The following is a 23,876-nucleotide window of genomic DNA, read 5'->3' on the forward strand; positions in this document are numbered from 1 at the left end:
AGCCCCTCTGACGGGGTGAATGACGATCATGGCCGCTCGTTGCGGCCATGGTTTTTTGTCGCGGCTCTGTTGTGCTAGAATGCGTGCACTTTTGGCCCCGGCCCCTATTGATTGCACAGAGACAGGATTTCCAATGAAGATTATCGAAGGGAATATCGCCGCTCCCGAGGCGCGTGTTGCTATTGTCGTTGCCCGTTTCAACAGCTTCATCAATGACAGCCTGGTGAACGGTGCGGTAGACGTACTGAAGCGTCAAGGCCAGGTCCAGGACAGCAATCTCACCCTGGTGCGCGTGCCGGGTGCCGTCGAAATTCCCCTGGCAGCCAAGAAGCTGGCCAAGAGCGGTCAATACGACGCCATCGTCGCGCTCGGTACCGTCATCCGTGGCGGCACCTATCACTTCGAACTGGTGGCGAGCGAGAACGGCAAGGGGCTGGCCCAGGTGATGATGGAGTATGACATTCCCGTCGCCTTCGGCGTACTGACCACTGAAAACATTGAACAAGCCATCGAGCGCGCCGGTACCAAGGCGGGTAACAAGGGTGCAGAGGCTGCACTGAGCGCGCTCGAAATGATCAACGTCCTGAAACAGCTGGACGTGTAACGAGGAGAAGTACATTGAAACCGTCCGAGCGCCGTAAGGCCCGTCATTGCGCCACCCAGGCCATCTACCAGTGGCAGATGACCCAGGCAAACGTGGGCGACATCGAAGAGCAGTTCAAGATCGATCAGGACACCAAGGGTGTGGACCTGAGCTATTTCCGCGATCTGCTGTTCGGGGTAGCGGTCCACTGCAACGAGCTGGACAAGGTGTTCTCACCTTTCCTCTCCCGTCCGCTGGAAGAAGTGGACATGGTGGACAAGGCGATCCTGCGTCTGGCGACCTACGAGCTGACCCGTCGTGATGATGTGCCGCCGCGCGTGGTGATCAACGAAGCGATCGAGCTGGCCAAAGCCTTCGCCGCCGATGACAGCCACAAGTTTGTCAACGGCGTACTGGACAAGGTGATCAAGACGCTGCCCAAGCGTTGATCCCGCCGTCCGTAAGCATTTAAGAGAGGAGCCAGCTTATTGCTGGCTTTTTACTGTATGGGTGAATTTGAGCTGATTGAGAAGTACTTCAAGGTCCCCCACGCCCGCAAGGACGTGGTGATGGGCCCAGGGGATGACTGCGCCCTGCTGACCCTGCCCCCCGATACCCAACTGGCGGTGAGCACCGACACCCTGGTGAGCGGCGTGCACTTCTTCCCGGACATGGATCCAGTGGATCTGGGGTACAAGGCGCTGGCAGTCAACCTCTCCGATCTCGCCGCCATGGGGGCCGAGCCGCGCTGGGTCTCCCTGGCTCTGACCCTGCCCGCCGTCAACGAGGCCTGGGTCGCGGGCTTTGCGGAAGGGTTCCTCGAGCTCGCCGAATATTACAACGTGGCCCTGGTGGGGGGGGACATGACCCGCGGGCCACTCTCCATCACCGTCTCGGTGAAGGGATCCGTGCCGACCGGTCGTGCCCTGATGCGCAGCTGTGCCAGGGTAGGGGACGGCATCTATGTCACCGGCACCCTGGGGGATGCGGCCCTGGCCCTCTCCCATCTGCTGGGCAAGCGTACCCTCAACGAGAACCAGCTGGCGGCCGTGCTGCCCAGGCTCGATCATCCCCATCCCCGCATCCTGGCCGGTCAGGCCTTGCGCGGGCTGGCGAGCAGCGCGCTGGATCTCTCCGACGGTCTGGCTTCCGATCTCGGTCATATCCTCAAGGCGTCCGGTGTACGGGCCCAGATCGATCTCGACCTGCTGCCGCTCTCGCCCGTGTTGCAGGACGCCGTGCCCGCACGGGATGCCTGGCAGCTGGCGCTGGCCGGCGGCGATGACTACGAGCTCTGCTTCACCGTGCCGCAGGAGCATCACGGTGCCCTGGACACGGCGCTGGCCAACTGTGGCGTCAGATTCACCCGCATCGGCCGTATCCAGGCCGGCGACCCCGGCATCGACTACGTGCAGGGTGAACAGCCGGTCGAGCTTCATCTCAAGGGCTGGGATCACTTCGCATGAGCTTTTTCAAGATAAGCCCCGAACTGAAAAACCTGAGCTTGAAGAACCCGCTCCACTGTCTGGCGCTGGGTTTTGGTGCCGGCCTCTCCCCCAGGGCGCCGGGCACCATGGGGACCCTGGTGGCCATTCCGCTCTACCTGCTGGTGAGCGGCCTGCCGACGCCCTGGTTCATCGCCCTGCTGGCGGTGGGGTTCGTGGCGGGCATTCGCATCTGCCAGGCGGCCACCGATGCCATCGGCATGCCGGATCACGGCGCCATCGTCTGGGACGAGGTGATAGGGTTTGGCGTCACCATGATAGCGGCCCCCGCCGGCTGGGAGTGGGTGCTGGCCGGCTTCGTGTTGTTCCGGCTGTTCGATGTGCTCAAGCCCTGGCCCATCTCCTGGTTTGATCGCCGTATCCACGGCGGGCTCGGCATCATGCTGGACGACCTCATCGCCGGCCTGTTCGCCCTGCTCTGCATGCAGCTGCTGGCTCGCTGGTAAGGCGGGTCGGCGATCACGGTCGTCATGGCAGGCCTGGCCCTCGCTGCCGCGCAGTTTCATCGTCTGTCTGCCCACTCTTTTCATACAATTAAGCTTCAGGCGCAGTTCCTTGATGGGACTGCGCCTTTTTGTATGCAATCCCCCGCCTTGTCCGGTGATGGCGCATTGGGCTCTGGCAGATCATTCTGAGTTGACCCTATTTATCTCTGCTTAGTTTTCCTTCATCCAGATATGCTGTCGTTAAAAAATCATTTCACATAAATATTCACTACTCATTCGAAGCTGCGTAGTCTGCATTGAATAGTGGATTCGATTGCTTGTTATATCTTTGTTGAAATTTAAATAAGCTAATCTATCGCGTTGCCATCACAATCTCTGTTAGTGTGATATTTATCGACATTTTTCGCCTGTGGCGAGTGCGTTATCTGCGCAAAGTATTGCGAAATTGTATAACTGGATCATTTACACCTGCGGGCAAACCGACTAACTTACTCGCGGGTTATTCCAAAAAAATGCAAAAAACCCGCCCGGATCGCTGGTTTGGCCGCCTCATGGATTGAGTGTTTACTGCACAAGACAAGCTCTCAACATACATACCAAGGCACAACCAGCATCTGCGGCTGATTTACGGACGAATTATTTGGGACGGATGTCCCCCGCAGAGGTAACCATGTCCTTGCTCGAAGTGAAAAACTTGCGGATCGAGTACCCCTCCCGCTACGGGGTGCTGGCCGCGGTCAAGGATCTCTCTTTTTCCGTGGAAAAAGGCGAGATCGTCGGCGTAGTCGGTGAATCAGGTGCCGGCAAGTCCACCATAGGCAATGCCGTCATCGATCTGTTGAGCCCGCCCGGCCGCATCGCCCGTGGCGATATCTACCTCAATGGTGAGCTCATCTCCGGCAAGAGCCAGAACGAGATGCGGGCTATTCGTGGCTCCCGTATCGGCTTCATCTTCCAGGATCCCATGACCTCCCTCAATCCGCTGTTCACCGTTGAGCAGCAGTTGGTGGAGACCATACTGGCCAACACCGATCTCAATCGCGAGGCGGCCTTTGCCAAGGCCCTCGAGCTGATGGGGGCGGTCGGGATACCGCAGCCGGAAGTACGCATCAAGCAGTACCCGCACCAGTTCTCCGGTGGCATGCGCCAGCGGGTGGTCATCGCCATCGCGCTGTCGGGGGATCCCGAACTCATCATCGCCGATGAGCCGACCACGGCGCTGGACGTCTCCATTCAGGATCAGATCCTCCAGCTCATCCGCAACCTCTGCAAGGAGCGTCAGGTGGGCTGCATGCTGGTGACCCACGACATGGGCGTGGTCTCCAACGTCACCGATAAGGTGGCCGTCATGTACCGCGGAGATCTGGTGGAGTTCGGCACCACCGAACAGGTGCTGGGTCGCCCCAGCCACCCCTATACCCGCAGCCTCATCTCGGCGGTGCCCCGCTCGGATGTAAAGCTGGTGCGCTTCCCGCTGGTCTCCTACATCGAGGATGCCGGTGCACCGGATCTCAGTATCGATCTCAAGACCCACTGGCTCGGCCAGAGTCAGGACGAACGTGCCTATGAAGGTGCCCTGCTGCGGGTGGAGAACGTGGATCTGAAGTTCGTCACCAAGGATTCCATCTTCCCGAGCCGCCGTCAGTATGTGCGCGCCTGCAACAACATCAGCTTCGAGATCTTCGAAGGGGAGACCTTCGGCCTGGTGGGGGAGTCGGGCTCCGGCAAATCCACCATAGCGCGTGCCATCACCGGCCTCTATCCGCCCGATACCGGCAAGATCTTCTTCGAGGGGATCGACCTCACTGCCTTGAAAGGGGAGCATGAGCGCCGCCCGCTGCGCCGCCAGATGCAGATGGTGTTCCAGAACCCTTACTCCTCGATGAACCCGCGCATGAAGGTGCGTGACATCATCGCCGAGCCGATCCGCTTCCACAAACTGGCGAGCAGCGAGAGCCAGATCGAGGGCATAGTGAGCGATCTGCTGGATCACGTCGGCCTCGGCCGCGGGGCCGGGGTCAAGTATCCCCACGAGTTCTCCGGTGGTCAGCGCCAGCGTATTTCCATCGCCCGCGCCCTGGCGACCCGGCCGCGCTTCCTTATCTGCGACGAGCCCACCTCGGCGCTGGATGTCTCGGTGCAGGCCCAGATCCTCAACCTGCTCAAGGATTTGCAGCAGGAGCTTGGGCTGACCATGCTGTTCATCAGCCACGATCTGCCGGTCATCCGCCAGATGTGCGACCGCATCGGCGTGATGCAGCACGGCCACCTGGTGGAGGTGGCGGAGACCGAAAAACTGTTTACCAATGCCGGGCATGAGTACAGCCGCAAGCTGATCTCCCTCATGCCGGAATTTAAGGGAATGTCCCGCGAGGGGCTGGAAATCGCAAGCTAGGAAAGCACCGGTTCGCCGGTTTGTCTGTCAATAAAAAGCCAAAAGCATGGAGAAAGACATGAAGAAAGGATTATCCAAGATCGCCATGGCGCTGTTCGCCGCTGGTCTCGCGTTCAACGTTTCTGCCGCCGACATCAAGGTTGCCGTCGCCTCCGACGCCACTTCGCTGGACCCGCAGGAGCAGCTCTCCGGTCAGACCCTGGAGATGTCTCACCTGGTGTTCGATCCCCTGATGCGTTACACCCAGGATCTGCAATTCGAGCCGCGTCTGGCCGAGAAGTATGAGCGCATCGACGACAAGACCGTCCGCTTCCACCTGCGCAAGGGTGTCAAGTTCCACTCCGGCAACGACTTCACCGCCGATGACGTGGTATGGACAGTCAACCGTCTGAAGGCCTCCCCGGACTTCAAGGCTATTTTCGACCCCATCGCCGAAGCCAAGAAGGTGGATGATTTCACCGTGGATCTCGTCACCGCCAAGCCGTTCCCGCTGGTGCTGCAGACCGTCACCTACATCTTCCCGATGGACTCCAAGTTCTACAGCGGCAAGGATGAAGCCGGCAAGGACAAGGCCGCCATCGTCAAAAACGGCGACTCCTATGCCTCTACCCATGTTTCCGGTACTGGCCCGTTCAGCGTCAAGTTCCGTGAGCAGGGCGTGAAGCTGGAGTATGCCCGCAACGCCAACTACTGGGACAAGGCCTCCAAGGGCAACGTCCAGAACCTGACCGTGGTGCCGATCAAGGAAGACGCGACCCGCGTAGCAGCCCTGCTGGGCGGCGACGTGGACATGATCTACCCGGTTGCCCCGAACGATCTGGAGCGCGTGAAGAACGGCAAGGATTCCCAGCTGGTCACCCTGTCCGGTACCCGTGCCATCATCATCGAGCTGAACCAGAACACCAACCCGGCGCTGAAAGACAAGCGCGTGCGTCAGGCGATCAACTACGCCATCAACCAGGTGGGCATAGTCGACAAGATCAACAAGGGCTTCGGTACCCCCGCTGGCCAGCTGAGCCCGAAAGGCTATGCCGGTTACAACGAGGCGCTCAAGCCCCAGTATGATCTGGCCAAGGCCAAGGAGCTGATGAAGGAAGCCGGTTACGAGAAGGGCTTCAAGATGACCTTCATCTCCCCGGCTGCCCGCTACGTCAACGACGTCAAGATCGCCCAGGCTGTCTCCGCCATGCTGTCCAAGATCAACATCAAGGTGGATCTGAAGACCATGCCGGTGGCCCAGTACTGGCCCGAGTTTGACAAGTGCGCCTCCGACATGCAGTTGATCGGCTGGCACTCCGACACCGAAGACAGTGCGAACTTCTTCGAGTTCCTGACCTTCACCAAGGATGCCAAGACCGGCATGGGTCAGTACAACTGCGGCGGTTATGCCAACGCAGAAGCTGACAAGATGGTGATGGAAGCGAACACCGAAACCGATCCGGCCAAGCGTGCCGCCATCCTGCAGAAGGTGGAAGCCATGCTGATCGACGACGCTGCCTACGTGCCCTTGCACTGGGAAGACCTGGCCTACGGTGCCAAGAAGAACGTCGACATCAAGCCTGTGGTCAACGTGATGAACTTCCCTTACCTGGGTGACCTGGTGGTCAACAAGTAAGTGAAGCGCTAAGGAAGGACCTGGCGGGGCGCCCATGGGTGCCCCGCCATTAACAGAAGCCTGTGCCAAGACACAGGCCACGTAGAAGGACAAGCATGTTTACATTCCTGCTGAAACGGTTCTATCAGGCCGTGATAGTGATGTTCGTCATCAGCCTGGTCGCCTTCTCCATCCAGGACAACCTGGGGGATCCGCTGCGCGAGCTGGTGGGACAATCCGTCTCCGAGTCCGTGCGCCAGGAGCTGCGCGACAAGATGGGCCTCAACGATCCCTTTTTGGTGAAATACAGCCGCTTCTTGCAGAACGCGGTGCAAGGGGATCTGGGCACCTCCTATTTCTTCAAGCGACCGGCCCTCGAGGTGATCCTCGACAAGCTGGTGGCTACCCTTGAGCTGGTGTTTGCCGCTGCGCTCATCATCGTCGTTGTCTCCATTCCGCTGGGGGTTTATTCGGCGATAAGACCGCGCAGTTTCCTGACCAAGCTCATCATGGCGGTGAGCAGCATCGGCATCTCGATCCCGGTCTTCCTGACCGCCATCATGCTGATGTACCTCTTCTCCATCCAGCTCGGCTGGCTGCCGGCCTATGGCCGCGGCGAGACCTACAACCTGCTGGGCTGGGAGTCGGGCTTCTTCACCTGGGATGGCATCAAGCACCTGATCCTGCCTGCGGTGTCCCTCTCCTCCATCATGCTGCCGCTGTTCATCCGGCTGGTACGCTCCGAGATGCTGGAGCAGCTCTCCTCCGAGTACGTGAAGTTCGCCCGTGCCAAGGGGCTGGATAACAACAAGGTCTACTACCAGCACGCCCTGAAGAACACCATGCTGCCGGTCATCACTGTCGGCGGCGTGCAGATCGGCACCATGGTGGCCTACACCATACTGACTGAGAGCGTGTTCCAGTGGCCGGGGACGGGTTTCCTGTTCCTCGAGGCGATCCACAGGGTCGATACCCCGCTGATCACCGCTTACGTCATCTTCGTGGGCCTTATCTTCGTGGTGACCAATACCCTGGTCGACCTGCTCTACGGGTTCATCAACCCGACCGTCAACCTGACCGCCAAGGGGTAACAGATGACTAACGCTGTAACTGCAAGCCCAAGCCGTTGGGCGCGATTCAAGAACTCTGACATCGTCTACTACTTCCTGCGGGACAAGGTAGCCATGTTCAGCTTTGCCGTGTTTGTGGTGTTCGTACTGGCGGCGCTGCTGGCGCCCTGGCTGGCGCCGCACAACGTCTATGACCAGACCAGCTTCGATCTGATGGACGCCGAGCTGCCTCCCTCCTGGCTGGAAGGGGGCGAGGCGCGCTTCTGGCTCGGCACCGACAACCAGGGACGGGACATCTGGAGCACCATCCTCTATGGCGCCCGCATCTCGCTGACCATAGGTCTGTTCGCCGTCGGTCTGCAGCTGGTGCTCGGCATCGTCATCGGTCTCATCGCCGGTTACTTCGGTGGTCGCATCGACAACCTGCTGATGCGCTTTGCCGACGTGCAGCTGTCGTTCTCCACCATGATGGTGGCCATCATCATCTCCGCCATCTTCCAGGCGACCTTTGGCTCGGATCTCTATTCCGAGTTCGCCATCGTCATGCTGGTGGTGATCATCGGCATCGCCGAATGGCCCCAGTATGCCCGTACGGTGCGCGCCTCGGTGCTGGCGGAGAAGAAGAAGGAGTACGTGGAAGCGGCCCAGGTGATGGGGTTCCGTGCCCCGCGCATCATGTTCCGCCACATACTGCCGAACTGCCTGTCGCCCATCCTGGTCATCTCCACGGTGCAGGTGGCGAACGCCATCATGAGCGAGGCAGCACTCTCCTTCCTGGGGTTGGGCATGCCGGTGGATCAACCGTCGCTCGGCTCGCTCATCAGTGTGGGCTTCAACTACATCTTCTCCGGCTCCTGGTGGATCACCGCCTTCCCGGGCATCTGCCTGGTGGTGCTGGTGCTGGTGATCAACCTCTTGGGTGACTGGCTGCGGGATGTATTCAACCCGAAGATCTACAAGGGTTGACTCGGGTCAGAAGTGAAAATACAAGAAGGGCGCCATCAGGCGCCCTTCTTTATTGCTTGTGATTGCAGTAAGCACTTGCGTCAGGCTTGCAGCCAGGCCTCGATGCTGGCCTGGATACCAACGCCATCCAGCCCCAGCTGGGCATAGATCTCCTCCTGGGTGCCTTGTTCCACGAAGCGATCCGGCAGCCCCAGATTGAGCACTGGCTTGCACTGCTTGCTGCGCATCAGCAGCTCGTTCACCGCAGAACCGGCCCCGCCCATGATGGCGTTGTCCTCGAGAGTGACAAACTGATCGTGGGAGGCGGCAAGTTCAAGCACCAGTGCCTCGTCCATGGGCTTGACGAAGCGCATGTCCACCAGGGTGGCGTCCAGCGCCTCGGCGGCGGCCCTGGCCTGATGCAGCAGGGTACCGAACGCCAGTATGGCGGTGCCTTTACCCTGGCGAACAATCCGGCCCTTGCCGAGTTCCAGTGCCTGCATCTCGCTCATGATCTCGCTGCCGCAGCCGCTGCCACGGGGATAGCGCACCGCAGCGGGCTGGTTGCACTGATAGCCGGTGAAGAGCATCTGGCGGCACTCGTTCTCGTCGGACGGCGTCATCACCACCATATTCGGGACTGTGCGCAGGAAGCTGATGTCGAACGCCCCCTGATGGGTGGGGCCGTCGGCGCCTACCAGGCCGGCCCTGTCGATGGCGAACAGCACCGGCAGGTTCTGCAGCGCCACATCGTGGATCAGCTGGTCATAGGCCCGTTGCAGGAAGCTCGAATAGATGGCGACCACGGGTTTCTTGTCGGCGATGGCAAGGCCGGCGGCGAAGGTGACCGCATGCTGTTCGGCGATGGCTACGTCGAAGTAGCGATCCGGATACTGCTGGCTGAACTTGACCAGGCCGGAGCCCTCGCGCATGGCGGGGGTGATGCCGACCAGCCTTTCGTCTTTCGCTGCCATGTCGCACAGCCACTGGCCGAAGATGGCGGAGAAGGTGGGTTTGCCACCGGCGCTCTTGGGCAGGGCGCACTCGTCCGGATTGAACTTGGGGACGGCGTGATAACCGATGGGATCTTTCTCGGCAGGCTCGTAGCCCTTGCCCTTCTTGGTCTTGACGTGCAGCAGCTGCGGCCCCTTGAGGTTGCGCATGTTGCGCAGGGTCTCGACCAGAGCGTGGATGTCGTGGCCGTCGATGGGGCCTATGTAGTTGAAGCCGAACTCCTCGAACAGGGTGCCGGGCACCACCATGCCCTTGAGGTGTTCCTCGGCCCGTTTGGCCAGCTCCTTGACCGGCGGCAGCCCCGCCAGCACCTTCTTGCCACCTTCGCGGATGGTGGTGTAGAGCTTGCCGGACATCAGCCTGGCCAGGTGGTTGTTGAGCGCCCCGACATTCTCGGAGATGGACATCTCGTTGTCATTGAGCACCACCAGCATGTCCTTGTGAACGTCGCCGGCGTGGTTGAGGGCCTCGAAGGCCATGCCTGCCGTGATGGCGCCATCACCGATGACGGCCACCACCTTGCGGCCCAGCCCCTCGCTCTCGGCGGCAACCGCCATGCCGAGGGCGGCACCTATGGAAGTGCTGGAGTGGCCCACGCTGAGCACGTCATACTCGCTCTCTTCCCGCCAGGGGAAGGGGTGCAGGCCATCTTTCTGGCGAATGGTGTGAATGCGTTCGCGCCGGCCGGTCAGGATCTTGTGGGGATAGGCCTGATGGCCCACATCCCACACCAATCGATCGAAGGGGGTGTTGTAGACGTAGTGCAAGGCGACCGTCAGCTCGACTGTGCCGAGGCCGGAGGCGAAGTGGCCGCTGGAGCGGCTCACCGAGCGCAGCAGATACTCGCGCAGCTCTTCGCACAGAATGGGCAGCCGCTCTTTGGGCAGGGATCGCAACTCGACTGGCGTATCCGCGAGGGCCAGGTTGGGGAAATCGCTAATATCAACGCTCATATTGTTACTGTTATCCAGCGTTTAGTGGGTTCGCTCGATGATGTAATCGGCAAACGCTTCCAGAATGTCGGTATTGTAGGGCAAGGATTGCAGGGCTGTTAAGGCCTTGTCATGCAGTTCGCGAGCCAGCTCACGGGCAGGGTCGAGACCGAGCAGGGCCGGATAGGTGCTCTTCTCCTGCGCCAGATCCGAACCTTGCGGCTTGCCGAGGGTGGCGGTGTCGCCCGTGATGTCGAGGATGTCATCCTGCACCTGGAAGGCGAGCCCGATGGCGGCGGCATAGGTTTGCAGCGCAGCCAGGGTGGCAGGCGCCACGTCGGCCTTGCACAGGGCTCCCAGAGTGACGGCGCACTCGATGAGTGCTCCCGTCTTGTGGCGATGCACCTGCTCCAGCTCGGCGAGGCTGATCCGGCGGCCTTCGGCCTCCAGATCCAGCGCCTGGCCGCCACACATGCCGAGATAGCCGGAGGCGCGGGCCAGGGTACTCAGCATCCGTACCCGGTTGGCCAGCAGCTCGTCGGGGAGGGGATGATCCGCCAGTATGGAGAATGCCAGGGTCTGCAGGGCATCACCGGCCAGAATGGCGGTGCCTTCGTCGAACGCCTTGTGCACAGTCGGCTGGCCGCGACGCAGATCGTCGTTGTCCATGGCGGGCAGGTCGTCGTGCAGCAGGGAGTAGGCGTGGATGCACTCCACTGCGGCGGCGGGCCCGTCGAGCAATTCGCTCTTCACCCCCAGCATCTCGCCAACGGCGTAGACCAGGAAGGGGCGCACCCGCTTGCCGCCGAGCAGCAGGCCGTATTTCATTGCATCCCGCAGGCGTGGTGCCATGGCGGGCAGGGCCTCAAGCTGTGCCGAGAGGCAGTCGTCGATGCGGCGGCGGTGCAGGCGGGAGAAATCGTCCAGCGTCACTCACTCCTCTCCTTGCTCTGATCGAAAGGGGACCGCCTGTTCGCTGCCATCGGCCTGGGTCAGGAGGATCTGGATATTCTGCTCGGCCTGCTCCAGCTTCTGCTGGCCGGCACGCACCAGATGGATGCCCTGTTCGAATTGCTTGAGTGCCTCCTCGAGGGGGAGCGACCCCTGTTCCAGTTGATGCACTATGGTTTCCAGCTCTTCCAGGGTGGCATCAAAACTCAGACGGTCGATTTTTTTACTGGCCATGTCCATCCTCGGGGATTGAAAAAAACGGCTCATCTTAACATCGACCGGGCACAGGGGGGAGGCAGAAAAGTGTGCTGTCCTCAAACTATCCTGACCCCGGCCGATAGAAAGGGGCTGGCATCCATGTACTGCCGATGGGTTATTGAGGTGTGCCGGGCTTGCTGCCAGGGGCGCAATAGCAGAAAATTCAACACAATATAAATAGATGGCAAGTTCGGCGACAGGAGTAGGGATGTGGATTTAGGCAGTCTGATAGGCATAGTGCTGGGGTTCGGGGTCGTGGTGTACGGCATGCTGCTGGGTGGCCCCATGAGCATGTATGTGGATATGCCTTCGGTCTATATCACCATATTAGGTTCTCTGTTCATCTGCATGATGAAGTTCAACCTCAGCCAGTTTCTGATGGCGTTCAAGGTGGCCGGCAAGGCGTTCATGTACAAGGGCGACAAGCTCGACGATCTGATTGCCAAGGCGGTCGAGCTGGCGGACTCGGCCCGCAAGGGAGGCTTTCTGGCGCTTGAGGCGGCGGAGATCCCCAATCCCTTCATGAAGAAGGGCATCGACATGCTGGTGGACGGCCATGACGCCGATGTGGTGCGCGCCGTGATGGAGAAAGACATCGAACTGACCTCGGAGCGCCACGTCATCGCCATCAAGGTGTTTCGCTCCCTCGGTGATCTCGGCCCCGCCATGGGGATGATAGGTACGCTAGTGGGGCTGGTGGCCATGCTGGCGAACATGAGCGACCCCAAATCCATCGGTCCGGCCATGGCGGTGGCCTTGCTGACCACGCTGTACGGGGCGATTGAAGCCAACATGATCGCCATCCCCATCGCCGACAAGCTGGAGCTGCGCAGCGGCGAGGAGCAGTTGAGCCGCACTCTGATCCTCGACGCCATCATGGGGATCCAGGATGGCCAGAACCCTCGCGTGATCCAGGCCATGCTGCAGAACTACCTGAATCAGTCCAAACGCAACAACGGGCTCGAATAGGAGGCCCCATGGCAAAGTGCAAGTGTCCGCCGCCCGGCCTGCCCGGCTACATGGGTACCTTCGCCGATCTCATGTCCCTGTTGATGTGTTTCTTCGTGCTGCTGCTCTCCTTCGCCGAGATGGATGTGCAGAAGTTCAAGCAGATCGCCGGCTCCATGGAGAAGGCGTTCGGGGTGCAGAACATCCTGGAGGTGAAGGACATCCCCAAGGGGACCTCGGTCATCGCCCAGGAGTTTCGCCCGGGCCGGCCCGAACCGACGCCCATTGACACCATCATGCAGCAGACAATAGATATGACCCAGACCGAGCTGGATTTTCAGCCCGGGGATGCGGATCAGGCGGGAGGCCATGACAAGACCGAGGGGCAGCAGAGCGGTGGCGACACCGCCCAGCAGGCCCAGAAGGCGCAGGAGCAGTCCAACGAACTGGCCAAGGCGCTGGCCGAGCAGATGCAGGCACAGATCCAGGACGGTGCCATCGAGATAGAGGCGCTGGGTCAGCAGATCATCATTCGAATCCGCGAGAAGGCGGCGTTCCCGGCGGGATCCGCCTTCCTGCAGCCCCAGTTCTGGCCGGTGATCCGTAAAGTCGCTACCCTGCTCAAGGATGTGCCTGGGGAGATCACCGTCTCCGGTCATACTGATGACGTTGCCACCGAAGACGAGCTGTTCCAGTCCAACTGGGAGCTCTCATCCCAGCGTGCGGTGGCGGTGGCCCACCAGATGATCAAGGTGCCCGACTTTGATGGCAGCCGTTTGGTGGTGCAGGGGATGGCGGATTCCCAGCCACTGGTACCGAACAACAGCCCGGAGAACCGGCGCATGAACCGGCGGGTGGAGATCGCCATCATGCAGGGCAAACCGACGGTATCTGCCCCTATAGGGGTGGCGGATCCCAAGTAGCTTTCGCCAGGAAGCGCGATCCCGTTCGCAGGGGCTGACATGGATTTTGTGGCGGCTTCATATTAAGATGCCTCATCCGAACCGATAGCTGCGGCTCTCTTTGATTGCCGCAGCTTCTCTTTATAAAGCAACCCAGGTTTCGACTATGAATCATACTCCGATGACTGTTCGCGGCGCTGAAAAGCTGCGTCAAGAGCTCGACTATCTGAAGAGCGAGCTGCGTCCCCAGATTATCGAAGCGATTGCTGATGCCCGTGAACATGGTGATCTGAAAGAAAACGCCGAATACCATGCCGCTCGTGAGCAGCAAGGTTTCTGTGAAGGCCGCATTCAGGAGATTGAGAGCAAGCTCTCCAATGCTCAGGTGATCGATATCACCAAGATTGCCAACAATGGCCGCGTCATCTTCGGTGCGACCGTGACCCTGCTGAAAAGCGAAACGGAAGAGGAAGTGGTGTACCGCATCGTGGGCGACGACGAGGCGGACATCAAGCAGAACATGATCTCCGTGAACTCGCCCATTGCCCGTGCCCTGATCGGCAAGGAAGTGGACGATGTGGCCATCGTCAAGACACCGGCTGGCGATGTTGAGTACGAAATTTTGGAAGTCGCCTACCTCTGACGATGAGGGGCGATGAAGAAACAGGGGAGCCCGGCTCCCCTGTTGCATTTAGTCCCCCTGATAGGCCTGGACGAAGGCGTCCTGATGACGCTGGAAGAGCCAATCCCGCAGTTGCTCCTGGTCTCCCTTGTCCAGCTGGAATTTCATGGCCCAGTCGTGGCGCTGCTGGTGGGAGTGGACGTGCCTTATCAGGGTGCCGCTCAGTGCCAGGGGAGGCAATCCTTCTATGCCGAGGGTACCGTGCAGCCGATCGCCCTTGGCCAGGGTCGGTGGCAAACCGGCCACGATGAGACCGCCTAGGGAGAGGCTGTGCACCTCATACTCGGCATCGCTGGTGTGCAGGACGGCTTTCTCATCGAGTCGCCAGGCGCGCAGGTGAGGGGAGCCCAGCTCCGTGATGGTAGGGGCGGCGATGCGCAGCTCGGTGTGGCCTTCCGCCGCCAGGGTACAATGCAGCGGAAAACGCAGTTGATGGCCGGCGATGCGGGCCTCGATCGTCAGGGGGCTTGCCCGTTGCAACAGGCTCTGTAGGGGAAGGCTCAGGTTGCCTCGCAGGAACTGGCCGGCGGCCATGTCCTCGGCGTCTCCCAAGTCCTGCAGCATGGCCAGCTCCTCGTCGGTGAGAATCTGATGCTTGTCCATAGTGGATGTCCGCAAGTATTCATCGCAGGTTAAGGGCCTGACGACTATTTTGGCAAGCGACTTGGGAAGAAGAGAAATGAAGGAAAGAGCGAACGCTCTTTCCTGTTACTTGCGGGGCAACTGGATCTTGGGTTCTGTGGCCTGACGATAGATGGTCAGTACATGGCCCATGCTCTGTACCTTGATGGCGCCGGTTTCACGAACGATGGCATCCATTACCAGCTGTTTCATCTCACGATCTTCAGACGACACCTTAACCTTGATCAGCTCGTGGTGGTTCAGCGCCAGATCGATCTCGGCCAGCACCCCTTCGGTCAGGCCGTGTTGTCCCAGCAGGACGACCGGCTTCAGGCTGTGAGCGAGGCCCTTGAGGTATTGTTTCTGTTTATTGTTGAGAATCATGGCAATTTCTTCATAAGTCAGGGTTGAAAGGGGCGTATTCTACCCCCACTTAGCCCTTAATACTAATAACCCTTGTGGTTTTTTAAAGTCGACAATCATGACCCAGAAAAAACATTCCCCCAGTTCAACCCGCTGGTTAAAAGAACATTTTGACGATCATTACGTCAAAAAAGCCCAGAAGTTGGGACTGCGTTCCCGCGCCGTGTTCAAGATCGACGAGATCCAGGGCAAGGACAAACTGCTCAAGCCGGGCATGACGGTGGTGGATCTGGGAGCCGCCCCTGGTGGCTGGTCCCAGTTCGCTATCGATCAGGTGGGTGACAAGGGACGGGTGATTGCTTGCGATATTCTGCCGATGGATTCCATTGCCGGTGTCGATTTCCTGCAAGGGGACTTTCGGGAGGAAACTGTTCTTGCCGCCTTGTTGGCCCGGGTTGGCCCGGACAAGGTTGATGTGGTCATGTCTGACATGGCGCCCAACATGAGCGGGACCCAGCAGGTGGATCAGGCTCGCTCCATGTATCTGATCGAGCTGGCGCTGGACATGTGCAATCAGGTCCTACGCAGTAATGGCAGTTTCGTGGTCAAGGTATTTCAGGGGGAGGGCTTCGACGCCTATCTTAATGAAATTCGTAGACTTTTCTCTGTCGTCAAGATTCGTAAACCAGACTCCTCCCGTGCCCGTTCACGAGAAGTCTACATTGTGGCTACCGGTTTTAAACTGTAGTACCCTAACCCTCATCGTTAACTGTCAGTCTGCGAGGTCATTGATTTGAGTGACATGGCGAAAAACCTAATCCTGTGGCTGGTCATCGCCGTCGTGCTGATGTCGGTGTTCAATAGCTTCAGCCCCAGCGATACCACCAGTCGCCAGCTGGACTATTCCAGCTTCGTGAAAGAAGTGACCCAAGAGCAGATCCGTGAAGTGCGGATGGATGGCAAGGTCATTAATGGCGTCAAGCGCACCGGTGAACGTTTCACCACCATCATCCCTGCGCCGGATCCCCAACTGCTTAATGACATGCTCAACCATAACGTGAAGGTGATGGGTGAGAAGCCGGAAGAGCCGTCTCTGATCACGTCCATCTTCATCTCCTGGTTCCCGATGCTGTTGCTGATCGGTGTCTGGGTCTTCTTCATGCGTCAGATGCAGGGCGGCGGTGGCAAGGGTGCCATGTCGTTCGGCAAGAGCAAGGCTCGCCTGATGAGTGAAGATCAGATCAAGACCACCTTCGTCGACGTGGCGGGTTGTGACGAGGCGAAGGAAGAGGTCAAAGAGCTGGTCGACTATCTGCGCGATCCGACCAAGTTCCAGAAACTGGGCGGCAAGATCCCGACCGGCGTGCTGCTGGTAGGCCCGCCCGGTACCGGTAAGACCCTGCTGGCCAAGGCCATCGCGGGTGAGGCCAAGGTGCCCTTCTTCACCATTTCCGGTTCCGATTTCGTCGAGATGTTCGTGGGTGTCGGTGCCTCCCGGGTGCGCGACATGTTCGAGCAGGCCAAGAAGTCCTCCCCCTGCATCATCTTCATCGATGAAATCGATGCGGTCGGTCGCCAGCGTGGCGCCGGTCTGGGTGGTGGCCACGATGAGCGTGAGCAGACCCTGAACCAGATGCTGGTCGAGATGGATGGTTTCGAAGGCAATGAAGGCGTCATCGTCATCGCCGCGACCAACCGTCCAGACGTGCTGGATCCCGCTCTGCTGCGCCCGGGTCGTTTCGACCGTCAGGTCGTGGTCGGCCTGCCGGATGTCCGCGGCCGTGAGCAGATCCTGAAGGTGCACATGCGCAAGGTGCCGTTGGCGGATGACGTCAATCCGGCGCTGATTGCCCGCGGTACACCCGGCTTCTCTGGTGCCGATCTCGCGAACCTGGTCAACGAGGCTGCCCTGTTCTCCGCCCGTGAGAGCCGCCGCGTGGTCTCCATGCTGGAATTCGAGAAGGCCAAGGACAAGATCATGATGGGGGCGGAACGCCGCTCCATGGTGATGAAAGAGTCCGAGAAGGAGATGACGGCTTATCATGAAGCCGGTCACGCCATCATTGGTCGTGTCGTGCCGGATCATGATCCCGTCTACAAGGTCTCCATTATCCCGCGCGGTCGTGCGCTGGGTGTGACCATGTATCTGCCGGAGCAGGATCGCTGGAGCCACTCCAAGCAGCATCTGGAGTCGATGATCTCCAGCCTGTACGGCGGTCGTCTGGCGGAAGAGCTGATCTACGGTACCGAGAAGGTATCGACCGGTGCCTCCAATGACATCGAGCGTGCTACCGACATCGCGCGCAAGATGGTCACTCAGTGGGGGATGTCCGAGCGCCTCGGCCCCATGCTCTATGCAGAAGAAGATGGTGAAGTGTTCCTCGGTCGCAGCATGGCCAAGGCCAAGCACATGTCCGACGACACCGCGCGTGTCATCGATGCCGAGGTCAAGCAGGTCATCGATCGCAACTATGCTCGTGCCAAGCAGATCCTGCAGGACAACATGGATGTACTGCACACCATGAAGGATGCCTTGATGAAGTACGAGACCATAGATGCCAAGCAGATCGACGATCTGATGGCCCGTCGTGAGGTTCGTGCTCCCAGCAACTGGCATGATGAGCACGGTGATACCCCGCAAGGTGGCGCCAGTGTGAGCCGCGAGCCCGAGGTCAAGGCGCCGTCCGATGACAGCAGTGCACCGCTGAATGACATCGACAAGGCGAACGATGTCCCGGCCAAATAAGCTTTCATGATCCAAACCCCGGGCTTGCCCGGGGTTTTTCTTTATGCGGATACCCAGATTTTCTTGTAACAGGTAGATGTAAAGATGCAACTAATCAGCAAGGGGCGCAGCCTCTCCCTGGAGCGTCCCCACGTCATGGGGATCCTCAACGTGACTCCGGACTCCTTCTCCGATGGCGGCCGCTTCAAACCACTTGAACTGGCGCTGGCCCATGCTCGTCAGATGGTGGAGGAGGGAGCCACCCTCATCGACATCGGTGGCGAGTCGACCCGCCCGGGCGCCCCCGACGTGAGCGAGCAGGAGGAGCTGGACAGGGTTATCCCTGTGGTCGAGCGGATGGTGCAGGAACTCGATGTGATGATCTCCCTCGATACCTCCAAGGCTGCCGTGATGAGGGCGGGCTGCTCGGCAGGCGCTCACCTCATCAATGACGTGCGGTCCCTGCTCGAGCCCGGTGCCCTGGCTGCAGCGGCAGGGGCTGACGTGCCCGTGTGTCTGATGCACATGCAAGGCCAGCCGAGAACCATGCAGGCCGAGCCTCATTACGACGACTTGCTGGGGGAAGTGAGGGCCTTCTTCGACGAACGGATAGTCGCTTGCCTGGATGCAGGGATCCCGCGTCGGCACCTGCTGCTGGATCCGGGTTATGGTTTTGGCAAGACGGTGGCACACAACTATCAGTTGCTGGCCGAACAGCAGAAGTTGTTGGATTACGGTCTGCCGCTCTTGGTGGGGATGTCGCGAAAGTCTATGATAGGCAATCTGCTTGGCCGCCCCGTTGATGAGCGGCTGGCCGGCAGCCTGGCCTGCGCTCTGATCGGGTTGCAACATGGCGCCAGGATCATCCGGGTGCACGACGTGCGAGCCACCATGGATGCGCTGCGCGTTGGCTGGATGGTAATGACGGGACAAGATTTCATATCCAAATAAAAAAACGAGAACAGACAATGACCAGAAAGTATTTTGGCACCGATGGTGTCCGCGGCAAGGTTGGCGAATTTCCGATCACCCCGGATTTCGTGATGAAGCTGGGTTGGGCCGCCGGCAAGGTGCTCTCCAAGAAGGGCACCAAGAAGGTGCTGATCGGCAAAGATACTCGCATCTCTGGCTATATGCTTGAATCCGCCCTAGAAGCGGGCCTCTCCGCAGCGGGCCTCAAGGCCATACTGATGGGTCCCATGCCGACGCCGGCGGTGGCCTACCTGACTCGCACCTTCCGTGCCGAGGCTGGCATCGTCATCAGCGCCTCCCACAACCCTTATTACGACAACGGCATCAAGTTCTTCTCCGCCGATGGCACCAAGCTGCCCGATGAAGTGGAGCTGGCCATCGAGGCCGAGCTGGATAACGAGCTCAAGTGCGTGGAGTCCGCCGAACTTGGCAAAGCGCAGCGTATCGACGATGCCGCCGGCCGTTACATCGAGTTCTGCAAGAGCACCTTCCCCACCCATCTGAGCCTGGAAGGAGTGAAGATGGTGGTGGATTGCGGCCATGGTGCCACCTATCACATCGCCCCTTCCGTGTTCCGCGAGCTGGGCGCCGAGGTGATTGCCATCGGTTGCAGCCCGGATGGCCTCAACATCAACGATGGGGTGGGCTCCACCGCACCGGAGGCGCTGGCCGCTAAGGTGCTGGAGTGCAAGGCCGATCTCGGTGTTGCCTTCGACGGTGACGGCGATCGCCTGGTGATGGTAGACAGCACCGGCTACATCATCGACGGTGACGAGATCCTCTACATCATCGCCCGCGATGCCCTGCGCAACGGCCGCCTCAAGGGCGGTGTGGTAGGTACCCTAATGGCCAACATGGGCCTGGAGCTGGCGTTGCAGACGCTCGGTATTCCGTTTGCCCGTGCCAAGGTGGGTGACCGCTACGTGCTCGAGATGATGAACGAGAAGGGCTGGCGCATCGGTGGCGAGAACTCCGGTCACATCATCTGCCTGGATCAGACCACCACAGGGGATGGCATAGTCGCCGCCCTGCAGGTGCTGACGGCGGTGTGCTCTGCGGAGATGCCGCTGGCCAAGCTGCGCTCCGGCATGAGCAAGTTCCCCCAGGTTCTGGTGAACGTGCGTTTTGCCGAGGGCAAGGATCCGCTGGCGGCCGAAGCCGTGCAGCAGGAAGTGGCCAAGGTGGAACAGGAACTGGGCGGCCGTGGCCGTGTCCTGCTGCGCAAATCCGGCACCGAGCCCTTGATCCGGGTCATGGTGGAAGGGGAGCATGAGCAACAGGTGCGTGACATGGCACAACGCATCGCCCAACAGGTCGAATCGGCGTTTTAATGAGCAGCTATGGCGATTTTTTAATCGCCCTGGTTGTATCTTGTTCAAACGATTCGAAAATTTGAAAATAGCACTTGTCAGCTGATCATCCTCTGGATATTATCAGCCCCGCTTTCGCAAGGGAGTTGCCGATGGGACATCGCAAGCCGTTTGTAGCCGCCAACTGGAAGTTACACGGTAGTAAGTCGCAGTTAGAGCAGTTTACGAGTCAATGCCTGAAGGGTGTTGGTGATGATGTAGATGTTGTTCTCTGTCCTTCCCATGTGCATCTCGACTTTACCGCACGACTGCTCGATGAGCAGAAGGTGATAAGGTTGGGGGCTCAGAATGTGAGTCAGCACAGACAGGGCGCTTATACGGGTGAAGTCTCGTGTGAGATGCTGGTCGAGGCAGGGTGCCGATACGTACTGGTCGGTCACTCCGAGCGCAGGCGTATCTTTGGTGAGACCAGCTTTATCGTCGCAGAGAAGTTTGCGGCAGTCAGAGCGGCAGGTTTGATTCCCATCCTTTGTCTGGGGGAGTCAGGTGCGGCGAGGCAGGCGAGAAGAACCTTTGAGGTGATCGCCGAAGAGCTGGACATCGTCATAGAGAAAAATGGCGCGATGGCTTTCGATAATGCTATCATCGCCTACGAGCCGATTTGGGCTGTAGGTACAGGTAAATGCGCCACACCCGAGCAGGCACAAGAGGTTCATTCCTTTATACGTGGTCGCTTGGCGGAGGATACTCCGGTAATAGGTGAGAAAGTAAGAATCATCTATGGTGGGAGCGTAACGCCGACCAACGCGAGAGATTTGTTTGCCCAGCCCGACATTGATGGCGGACTGATAGGTGGAGCAAGCCTCGACAGCGATGCGTTTTTAGGAATTGTTGAAGCGGCAAAGGGTGCAAGTTAAATGTACGAGATTCTTTTAGTCGTTTATCTGCTGGTGTCACTGGCTCTGATCGGTCTGGTGATGATTCAGCAAGGTAAAGGGGCTGATATGGGCGCCTCCTTCGGCGCAGGGGCATCGAATACCGTATTCGGCTCCGGTGGTTCAGGCAGTTTCCTGACCCGCACAACTGCAATTTTGGCCACTCTGTTCTTCTTGATCAGCCTGGTGCTCGGCTCCATGTCAAGCAACAAGGTAAAACAGGGTAGCGAATGGGAAAATCTGCAACAGACTCAGCAAGTTGAGCAGACCAAAGCGCCAGTGAAGAAAGACGCTGACGTTCCCGAGTAAAGAGTTTTTGCCGTGGTGGTGGAATTGGTAGACACGCTATCTTGAGGGGGTAGTGCTCTAGGGTGTGCGGGTTCGAGTCCCGCCCACGGCACCAATTAAGCAGTGAACCCGGGTAACTGGGTAGTTATAGCCAGTCAGTCTTGTGTGATGAGAATGAAGTGGCTATAATCTCGCACGATTTCGGACGCGGGGTGGAGCAGCATGGTAGCTCGTCGGGCTCATAACCCGAAGGTCGTCGGTTCAAATCCGGCCCCCGCAACCAAATTTCACGCATTTCCTACGCTCAGGAAGGCGGTCGCTGCGAGGCGACAATCAGGGTAAAGCGCCAAGCCCCGATTTGACATCGGGGCTTTTTGTTATGTGCGATTTACTCTGAATCGATCTCTATCTGGGCTATATGCCCTTTTTTTGTTTTTCGGAGGGTGACTTTGGCTACGTTGGAACAACGTTTGACCGATCTGCTCGAGGCTCCGGTCGTTGCCTTGGGTTTTGAACTTTGGGGTGTCGAGTTTATCCGTGCGGGTAAGCACTCGACCTTGCGCGTCTTCATCGACTCAGAGCAAGGCGTGACGGTGGAAGACTGTGCCGAGGTGAGCCGCCAGGTTGGCGCCATCATGGACGTTGAAGATCCCATCACCGAGGAGTATTACCTCGAGGTTTCCTCCCCGGGCCTGGATCGTCCGCTGTTCAAGGTTGCCCAGTTCGAAAAATACGTTGGCCAAGAGGCGGCGGTTTCGCTTCGGATGGCAACAAACAACCGCCGCAAGTTCAAAGGCGTAATCAAAGCTGTGCAGGGGGACATGATCACCCTGACAGTAGATGGTAAGGACGAGGTGTTGGCTTTCACCAATATCCAAAAAGCGAACATAGTGCCGAACTTTGGTTAACGAGGCTATCGGATATGAATAAAGAGATTTTGCTGGTCGTTGACGCTGTGTCCAACGAGAAGGCTGTCCCCCGCGAGAAGATTTTCCAGGCTCTGGAGACTGCGCTGGCGACTGCGACCAAGAAAAAATACGAAGGCGAGATTGAAGTTCGGGTCGAGATCGATCGCAAGACCGGTGACTACGACACCTATCGCCGTTGGGTCGTGGTGGCCGATCAGGCTTCCATGGAGAACCCGTATGGGGAAATCACTCTCGAAGCCGCTCAGATCGAGCAGCCGGATATCCAGATCGGCGACTATGTTGAAGACCAGATTGACTCTGTCACCTTCGACCGCATCACCACTCAGACCGCCAAGCAGGTTATCGTGCAGAAAGTGCGCGAGGCCGAGCGTTCCCAAGTCGTTGACCAGTTCAAGGACAAGGAAGGCACCATCATCAGCGGCGTGGTCAAGAAGAGCAACCGCGACAACGTCATCCTGGATCTGGGCAGCAATGCCGAGGCCGTGATCTTCCGTGACGACATGCTGCCCCGTGAGACCTTCCGTCCCGGTGACCGCATCCGTGGCCTGCTCTATGCAGTCCGCCCGGAAGCCCGTGGTTCCCAGCTGTTCGTCAGCCGCTCCAGCCCAGACTTCCTGAAAGAGCTGTTCCGCATCGAAGTGCCGGAAATCGGCGAAGAGATGATCGAAATCATGGGCGCTGCCCGTGATCCGGGTTCCCGCGCCAAGATTGCGGTCAAGACCAACGATCGTCGTATCGACCCGATCGGTGCCTGTATCGGCATGCGCGGTGCTCGCGTTCAGGCGGTATCCGCCGAGCTGAGCGGTGAGCGTGCCGACATCGTGCTGTACGATGACAACCCGGCCCAATACGTGATCAATGCCATGGCGCCTGCCGATGTGGCCTCCATCATCGTTGATGAAGACAACCACACCATGGACATCGCCGTGGAAGCTGCCAACCTGGCCCAGGCCATTGGTCGCAACGGTCAGAACGTGCGTCTGGCCTCCCAGCTGACCGGTTGGGAGCTGAACGTCATGACCGTCGAGGACATGCGTGCCAAGCACCAGGCCGAGAACGATCGCATCCTGACTCTGTTCACCACAGCGCTGGACATCGACGACGATTTCGCCGGTCTGCTGATGGAAGAAGGTTTCTCCACCCTGGAAGAGATCGCCTTCGTACCCGTCAATGAGCTGCTGGCCATCGACGGTCTGGACGAAGACATGGTGGAAGAGCTGCGCAAGCGTGCCAAGGATGTTCTGACCACCAAGGCCCTGGCCAAAGAAGAATCCTTCGACGGCGTAGAGCCTTCCGAAGAACTGCTCAATCTCAACGGCCTTGGCCGTGACATGGCGTATGCCCTGGCCGCTCGCGGCGTCGGCACCCTGGAAGATTTGGCAGAGCAAGGTATCGACGACCTTGCCGACATTGAAGAGCTGACCGCTGAGAAAGCCGGTGAGCTGATTATGGCTGCTCGCAATATCTGTTGGTTCGGAGAAGAGCAGTCTGAATAAGATCAAACGGAG

General features: G+C 59.2%; 24 protein-coding genes and 2 tRNA genes. 21 read left to right on the forward strand and 5 right to left on the reverse strand.

Features of this window, described 5'->3' with window-relative positions; translation table 11 throughout:
• Positions 1 to 133: 133 nt before the first annotated feature.
• The 8 genes from ribE to ACB039_RS05895 all read left to right on the forward strand — a co-directional run bounded on the left by ribE (position 134) and on the right by ACB039_RS05895 (position 8,559).
• The gene (gene ribE, locus ACB039_RS05860; RefSeq protein WP_005326596.1) at positions 134 to 604 is read left to right on the forward strand and encodes a 6,7-dimethyl-8-ribityllumazine synthase; all 471 of its coding nucleotides are present in this window, start codon (positions 134 to 136) and stop codon (positions 602 to 604) included.
• 14 nt (positions 605 to 618) lie between these two features.
• Positions 619 to 1,032 carry a transcription antitermination factor NusB gene (gene nusB / locus ACB039_RS05865; RefSeq protein ID WP_025326032.1) on the forward strand — a complete coding sequence of 138 codons (414 nt, stop codon included), beginning with the start codon at positions 619 to 621 and terminating at the stop codon, positions 1,030 to 1,032.
• A 57-nt stretch (positions 1,033 to 1,089) separates the two neighbouring features.
• Entirely contained in the window at positions 1,090 to 2,049 is a 960-nt protein-coding gene (gene thiL / locus ACB039_RS05870; protein WP_371165284.1) for a thiamine-phosphate kinase, read from the forward strand.
• Positions 2,046 to 2,534, forward strand: a complete 489-nt coding sequence (locus tag ACB039_RS05875) for a phosphatidylglycerophosphatase A (RefSeq protein ID WP_218409497.1) — start codon at positions 2,046 to 2,048, stop codon at positions 2,532 to 2,534. The genes thiL and ACB039_RS05875 overlap by 4 nt, the downstream gene beginning before the upstream one ends.
• Before the next feature lie 670 nt (positions 2,535 to 3,204).
• A complete protein-coding gene (locus ACB039_RS05880) occupies positions 3,205 to 4,929 on the forward strand; it encodes a dipeptide ABC transporter ATP-binding protein (protein ID WP_371165285.1) in 1,725 nt (574 codons plus the stop codon).
• Between the two features lie 58 nt (positions 4,930 to 4,987).
• A complete protein-coding gene (locus ACB039_RS05885) occupies positions 4,988 to 6,544 on the forward strand; it encodes an ABC transporter substrate-binding protein (protein ID WP_106887629.1) in 1,557 nt (518 codons plus the stop codon).
• Positions 6,545 to 6,639: 95 nt separating this feature from the next.
• Positions 6,640 to 7,614: an ABC transporter permease gene (locus ACB039_RS05890; protein WP_005326609.1), complete on the forward strand. Its 975-nt coding sequence runs from the start codon at positions 6,640 to 6,642 to the stop codon at positions 7,612 to 7,614.
• A gap of 3 nt (positions 7,615 to 7,617) precedes the next feature.
• The gene (locus ACB039_RS05895) at positions 7,618 to 8,559 is read left to right on the forward strand and encodes an ABC transporter permease (protein ID WP_041205190.1); all 942 of its coding nucleotides are present in this window, start codon (positions 7,618 to 7,620) and stop codon (positions 8,557 to 8,559) included.
• 80 nt (positions 8,560 to 8,639) lie between these two features.
• Here ACB039_RS05895 and dxs read toward each other — a convergent pair whose 3' ends face one another.
• From dxs to xseB, 3 genes are read right to left on the reverse strand one after another with little or no spacing between them, the layout of a single operon-like run.
• A complete protein-coding gene (dxs, locus tag ACB039_RS05900; protein ID WP_218409496.1) occupies positions 8,640 to 10,505 on the reverse strand; it encodes a 1-deoxy-D-xylulose-5-phosphate synthase in 1,866 nt (621 codons plus the stop codon).
• Between the two features lie 21 nt (positions 10,506 to 10,526).
• On the reverse strand, positions 10,527 to 11,417 hold the full coding sequence (gene ispA / locus ACB039_RS05905; RefSeq protein WP_226171786.1) for a (2E,6E)-farnesyl diphosphate synthase: 891 nt from the start codon (positions 11,415 to 11,417) through the stop codon (positions 10,527 to 10,529).
• Positions 11,418 to 11,669, reverse strand: coding sequence for an exodeoxyribonuclease VII small subunit (xseB, locus tag ACB039_RS05910; RefSeq protein WP_371165286.1), 252 nt, complete (start codon positions 11,667 to 11,669; stop codon positions 11,418 to 11,420). It lies immediately after the preceding gene.
• A gap of 234 nt (positions 11,670 to 11,903) precedes the next feature.
• On the opposite strand from xseB, the gene pomA reads away from it, so the two are divergent.
• The 3 genes from pomA (at position 11,904) to greA (ending at position 14,186) form a co-directional block, all read left to right on the forward strand.
• Complete coding sequence (pomA, locus tag ACB039_RS05915; protein WP_005326615.1) at positions 11,904 to 12,662, forward strand: flagellar motor protein PomA; 759 nt, start codon at positions 11,904 to 11,906, stop codon at positions 12,660 to 12,662.
• Positions 12,663 to 12,670: 8 nt separating this feature from the next.
• The gene (locus ACB039_RS05920) at positions 12,671 to 13,564 is read left to right on the forward strand and encodes a flagellar motor protein MotB (RefSeq protein WP_371165287.1); all 894 of its coding nucleotides are present in this window, start codon (positions 12,671 to 12,673) and stop codon (positions 13,562 to 13,564) included.
• Between the two features lie 145 nt (positions 13,565 to 13,709).
• Positions 13,710 to 14,186 (forward strand): transcription elongation factor GreA, encoded by a 477-nt coding sequence (gene greA, locus ACB039_RS05925; RefSeq protein WP_041205192.1) that lies wholly within the window; start codon positions 13,710 to 13,712, stop codon positions 14,184 to 14,186.
• Positions 14,187 to 14,234: 48 nt separating this feature from the next.
• On the opposite strand, the gene ACB039_RS05930 is transcribed toward greA, so the two are convergent.
• The gene (locus ACB039_RS05930) at positions 14,235 to 14,828 is read right to left on the reverse strand and encodes a PilZ domain-containing protein (RefSeq protein ID WP_226171789.1); all 594 of its coding nucleotides are present in this window, start codon (positions 14,826 to 14,828) and stop codon (positions 14,235 to 14,237) included.
• A gap of 105 nt (positions 14,829 to 14,933) precedes the next feature.
• The gene (yhbY, locus tag ACB039_RS05935; RefSeq protein WP_005326620.1) at positions 14,934 to 15,230 is read right to left on the reverse strand and encodes a ribosome assembly RNA-binding protein YhbY; all 297 of its coding nucleotides are present in this window, start codon (positions 15,228 to 15,230) and stop codon (positions 14,934 to 14,936) included.
• Positions 15,231 to 15,327: 97 nt separating this feature from the next.
• On the opposite strand from yhbY, the gene rlmE reads away from it, so the two are divergent.
• From rlmE to nusA, 10 genes are all read left to right on the forward strand, one after another.
• Complete coding sequence (gene rlmE / locus ACB039_RS05940; RefSeq protein ID WP_005326622.1) at positions 15,328 to 15,957, forward strand: 23S rRNA (uridine(2552)-2'-O)-methyltransferase RlmE; 630 nt, start codon at positions 15,328 to 15,330, stop codon at positions 15,955 to 15,957.
• 45 nt (positions 15,958 to 16,002) lie between these two features.
• Positions 16,003 to 17,955 (forward strand): ATP-dependent zinc metalloprotease FtsH, encoded by a 1,953-nt coding sequence (ftsH, locus tag ACB039_RS05945; RefSeq protein ID WP_041205193.1) that lies wholly within the window; start codon positions 16,003 to 16,005, stop codon positions 17,953 to 17,955.
• Between the two features lie 84 nt (positions 17,956 to 18,039).
• The gene (folP, locus tag ACB039_RS05950) at positions 18,040 to 18,885 is read left to right on the forward strand and encodes a dihydropteroate synthase (protein WP_042648791.1); all 846 of its coding nucleotides are present in this window, start codon (positions 18,040 to 18,042) and stop codon (positions 18,883 to 18,885) included.
• Between the two features lie 17 nt (positions 18,886 to 18,902).
• Positions 18,903 to 20,237 carry a phosphoglucosamine mutase gene (gene glmM, locus ACB039_RS05955; protein ID WP_042648792.1) on the forward strand — a complete coding sequence of 445 codons (1,335 nt, stop codon included), beginning with the start codon at positions 18,903 to 18,905 and terminating at the stop codon, positions 20,235 to 20,237.
• Positions 20,238 to 20,368: 131 nt separating this feature from the next.
• Positions 20,369 to 21,133, forward strand: a complete 765-nt coding sequence (gene tpiA / locus ACB039_RS05960; protein ID WP_371165288.1) for a triose-phosphate isomerase — start codon at positions 20,369 to 20,371, stop codon at positions 21,131 to 21,133.
• Positions 21,134 to 21,460 carry a preprotein translocase subunit SecG gene (gene secG / locus ACB039_RS05965; protein ID WP_042648794.1) on the forward strand — a complete coding sequence of 109 codons (327 nt, stop codon included), beginning with the start codon at positions 21,134 to 21,136 and terminating at the stop codon, positions 21,458 to 21,460.
• 9 nt (positions 21,461 to 21,469) lie between these two features.
• Positions 21,470 to 21,554: transfer RNA gene (locus ACB039_RS05970), tRNA-Leu, on the forward strand.
• 91 nt (positions 21,555 to 21,645) lie between these two features.
• Positions 21,646 to 21,722: transfer RNA gene (locus tag ACB039_RS05975), tRNA-Met, on the forward strand.
• Between the two features lie 166 nt (positions 21,723 to 21,888).
• Entirely contained in the window at positions 21,889 to 22,347 is a 459-nt protein-coding gene (gene rimP, locus ACB039_RS05980) for a ribosome maturation factor RimP (RefSeq protein ID WP_025326064.1), read from the forward strand.
• Between the two features lie 14 nt (positions 22,348 to 22,361).
• Complete coding sequence (gene nusA, locus ACB039_RS05985; RefSeq protein WP_042648795.1) at positions 22,362 to 23,864, forward strand: transcription termination factor NusA; 1,503 nt, start codon at positions 22,362 to 22,364, stop codon at positions 23,862 to 23,864.
• Positions 23,865 to 23,876: the final 12 nt, after the last annotated feature.

It is taken from the genome of Aeromonas sp. S2(2024) (assembly GCF_041402505.1).
Taxonomy (GTDB): domain Bacteria; phylum Pseudomonadota; class Gammaproteobacteria; order Enterobacterales; family Aeromonadaceae; genus Aeromonas; species Aeromonas media.

Coding starts and splice junctions, on each gene's coding strand:
- ribE (WP_005326596.1), top strand. CDS start 134: ATGAAGATTATCGAAGGGAATATCGCCGCTCCCGAGGCGCGTGTTGCT.
- thiL (WP_371165284.1), top strand. CDS start 1,090: ATGGGTGAATTTGAGCTGATTGAGAAGTACTTCAAGGTCCCCCACGCC.
- ACB039_RS05875 (WP_218409497.1), top strand. CDS start 2,046: ATGAGCTTTTTCAAGATAAGCCCCGAACTGAAAAACCTGAGCTTGAAG.
- ACB039_RS05880 (WP_371165285.1), top strand. CDS start 3,205: ATGTCCTTGCTCGAAGTGAAAAACTTGCGGATCGAGTACCCCTCCCGC.
- ACB039_RS05885 (WP_106887629.1), top strand. CDS start 4,988: ATGAAGAAAGGATTATCCAAGATCGCCATGGCGCTGTTCGCCGCTGGT.
- ACB039_RS05890 (WP_005326609.1), top strand. CDS start 6,640: ATGTTTACATTCCTGCTGAAACGGTTCTATCAGGCCGTGATAGTGATG.
- ACB039_RS05895 (WP_041205190.1), top strand. CDS start 7,618: ATGACTAACGCTGTAACTGCAAGCCCAAGCCGTTGGGCGCGATTCAAG.
- dxs (WP_218409496.1), bottom strand. CDS start 10,505: ATGAGCGTTGATATTAGCGATTTCCCCAACCTGGCCCTCGCGGATACG.
- xseB (WP_371165286.1), bottom strand. CDS start 11,669: ATGGCCAGTAAAAAAATCGACCGTCTGAGTTTTGATGCCACCCTGGAA.
- ACB039_RS05920 (WP_371165287.1), top strand. CDS start 12,671: ATGGCAAAGTGCAAGTGTCCGCCGCCCGGCCTGCCCGGCTACATGGGT.
- greA (WP_041205192.1), top strand. CDS start 13,710: ATGAATCATACTCCGATGACTGTTCGCGGCGCTGAAAAGCTGCGTCAA.
- ACB039_RS05930 (WP_226171789.1), bottom strand. CDS start 14,828: ATGGACAAGCATCAGATTCTCACCGACGAGGAGCTGGCCATGCTGCAG.
- yhbY (WP_005326620.1), bottom strand. CDS start 15,230: ATGATTCTCAACAATAAACAGAAACAATACCTCAAGGGCCTCGCTCAC.
- rlmE (WP_005326622.1), top strand. CDS start 15,328: ATGACCCAGAAAAAACATTCCCCCAGTTCAACCCGCTGGTTAAAAGAA.
- folP (WP_042648791.1), top strand. CDS start 18,040: ATGCAACTAATCAGCAAGGGGCGCAGCCTCTCCCTGGAGCGTCCCCAC.
- glmM (WP_042648792.1), top strand. CDS start 18,903: ATGACCAGAAAGTATTTTGGCACCGATGGTGTCCGCGGCAAGGTTGGC.
- tpiA (WP_371165288.1), top strand. CDS start 20,369: ATGGGACATCGCAAGCCGTTTGTAGCCGCCAACTGGAAGTTACACGGT.
- secG (WP_042648794.1), top strand. CDS start 21,134: ATGTACGAGATTCTTTTAGTCGTTTATCTGCTGGTGTCACTGGCTCTG.
- nusA (WP_042648795.1), top strand. CDS start 22,362: ATGAATAAAGAGATTTTGCTGGTCGTTGACGCTGTGTCCAACGAGAAG.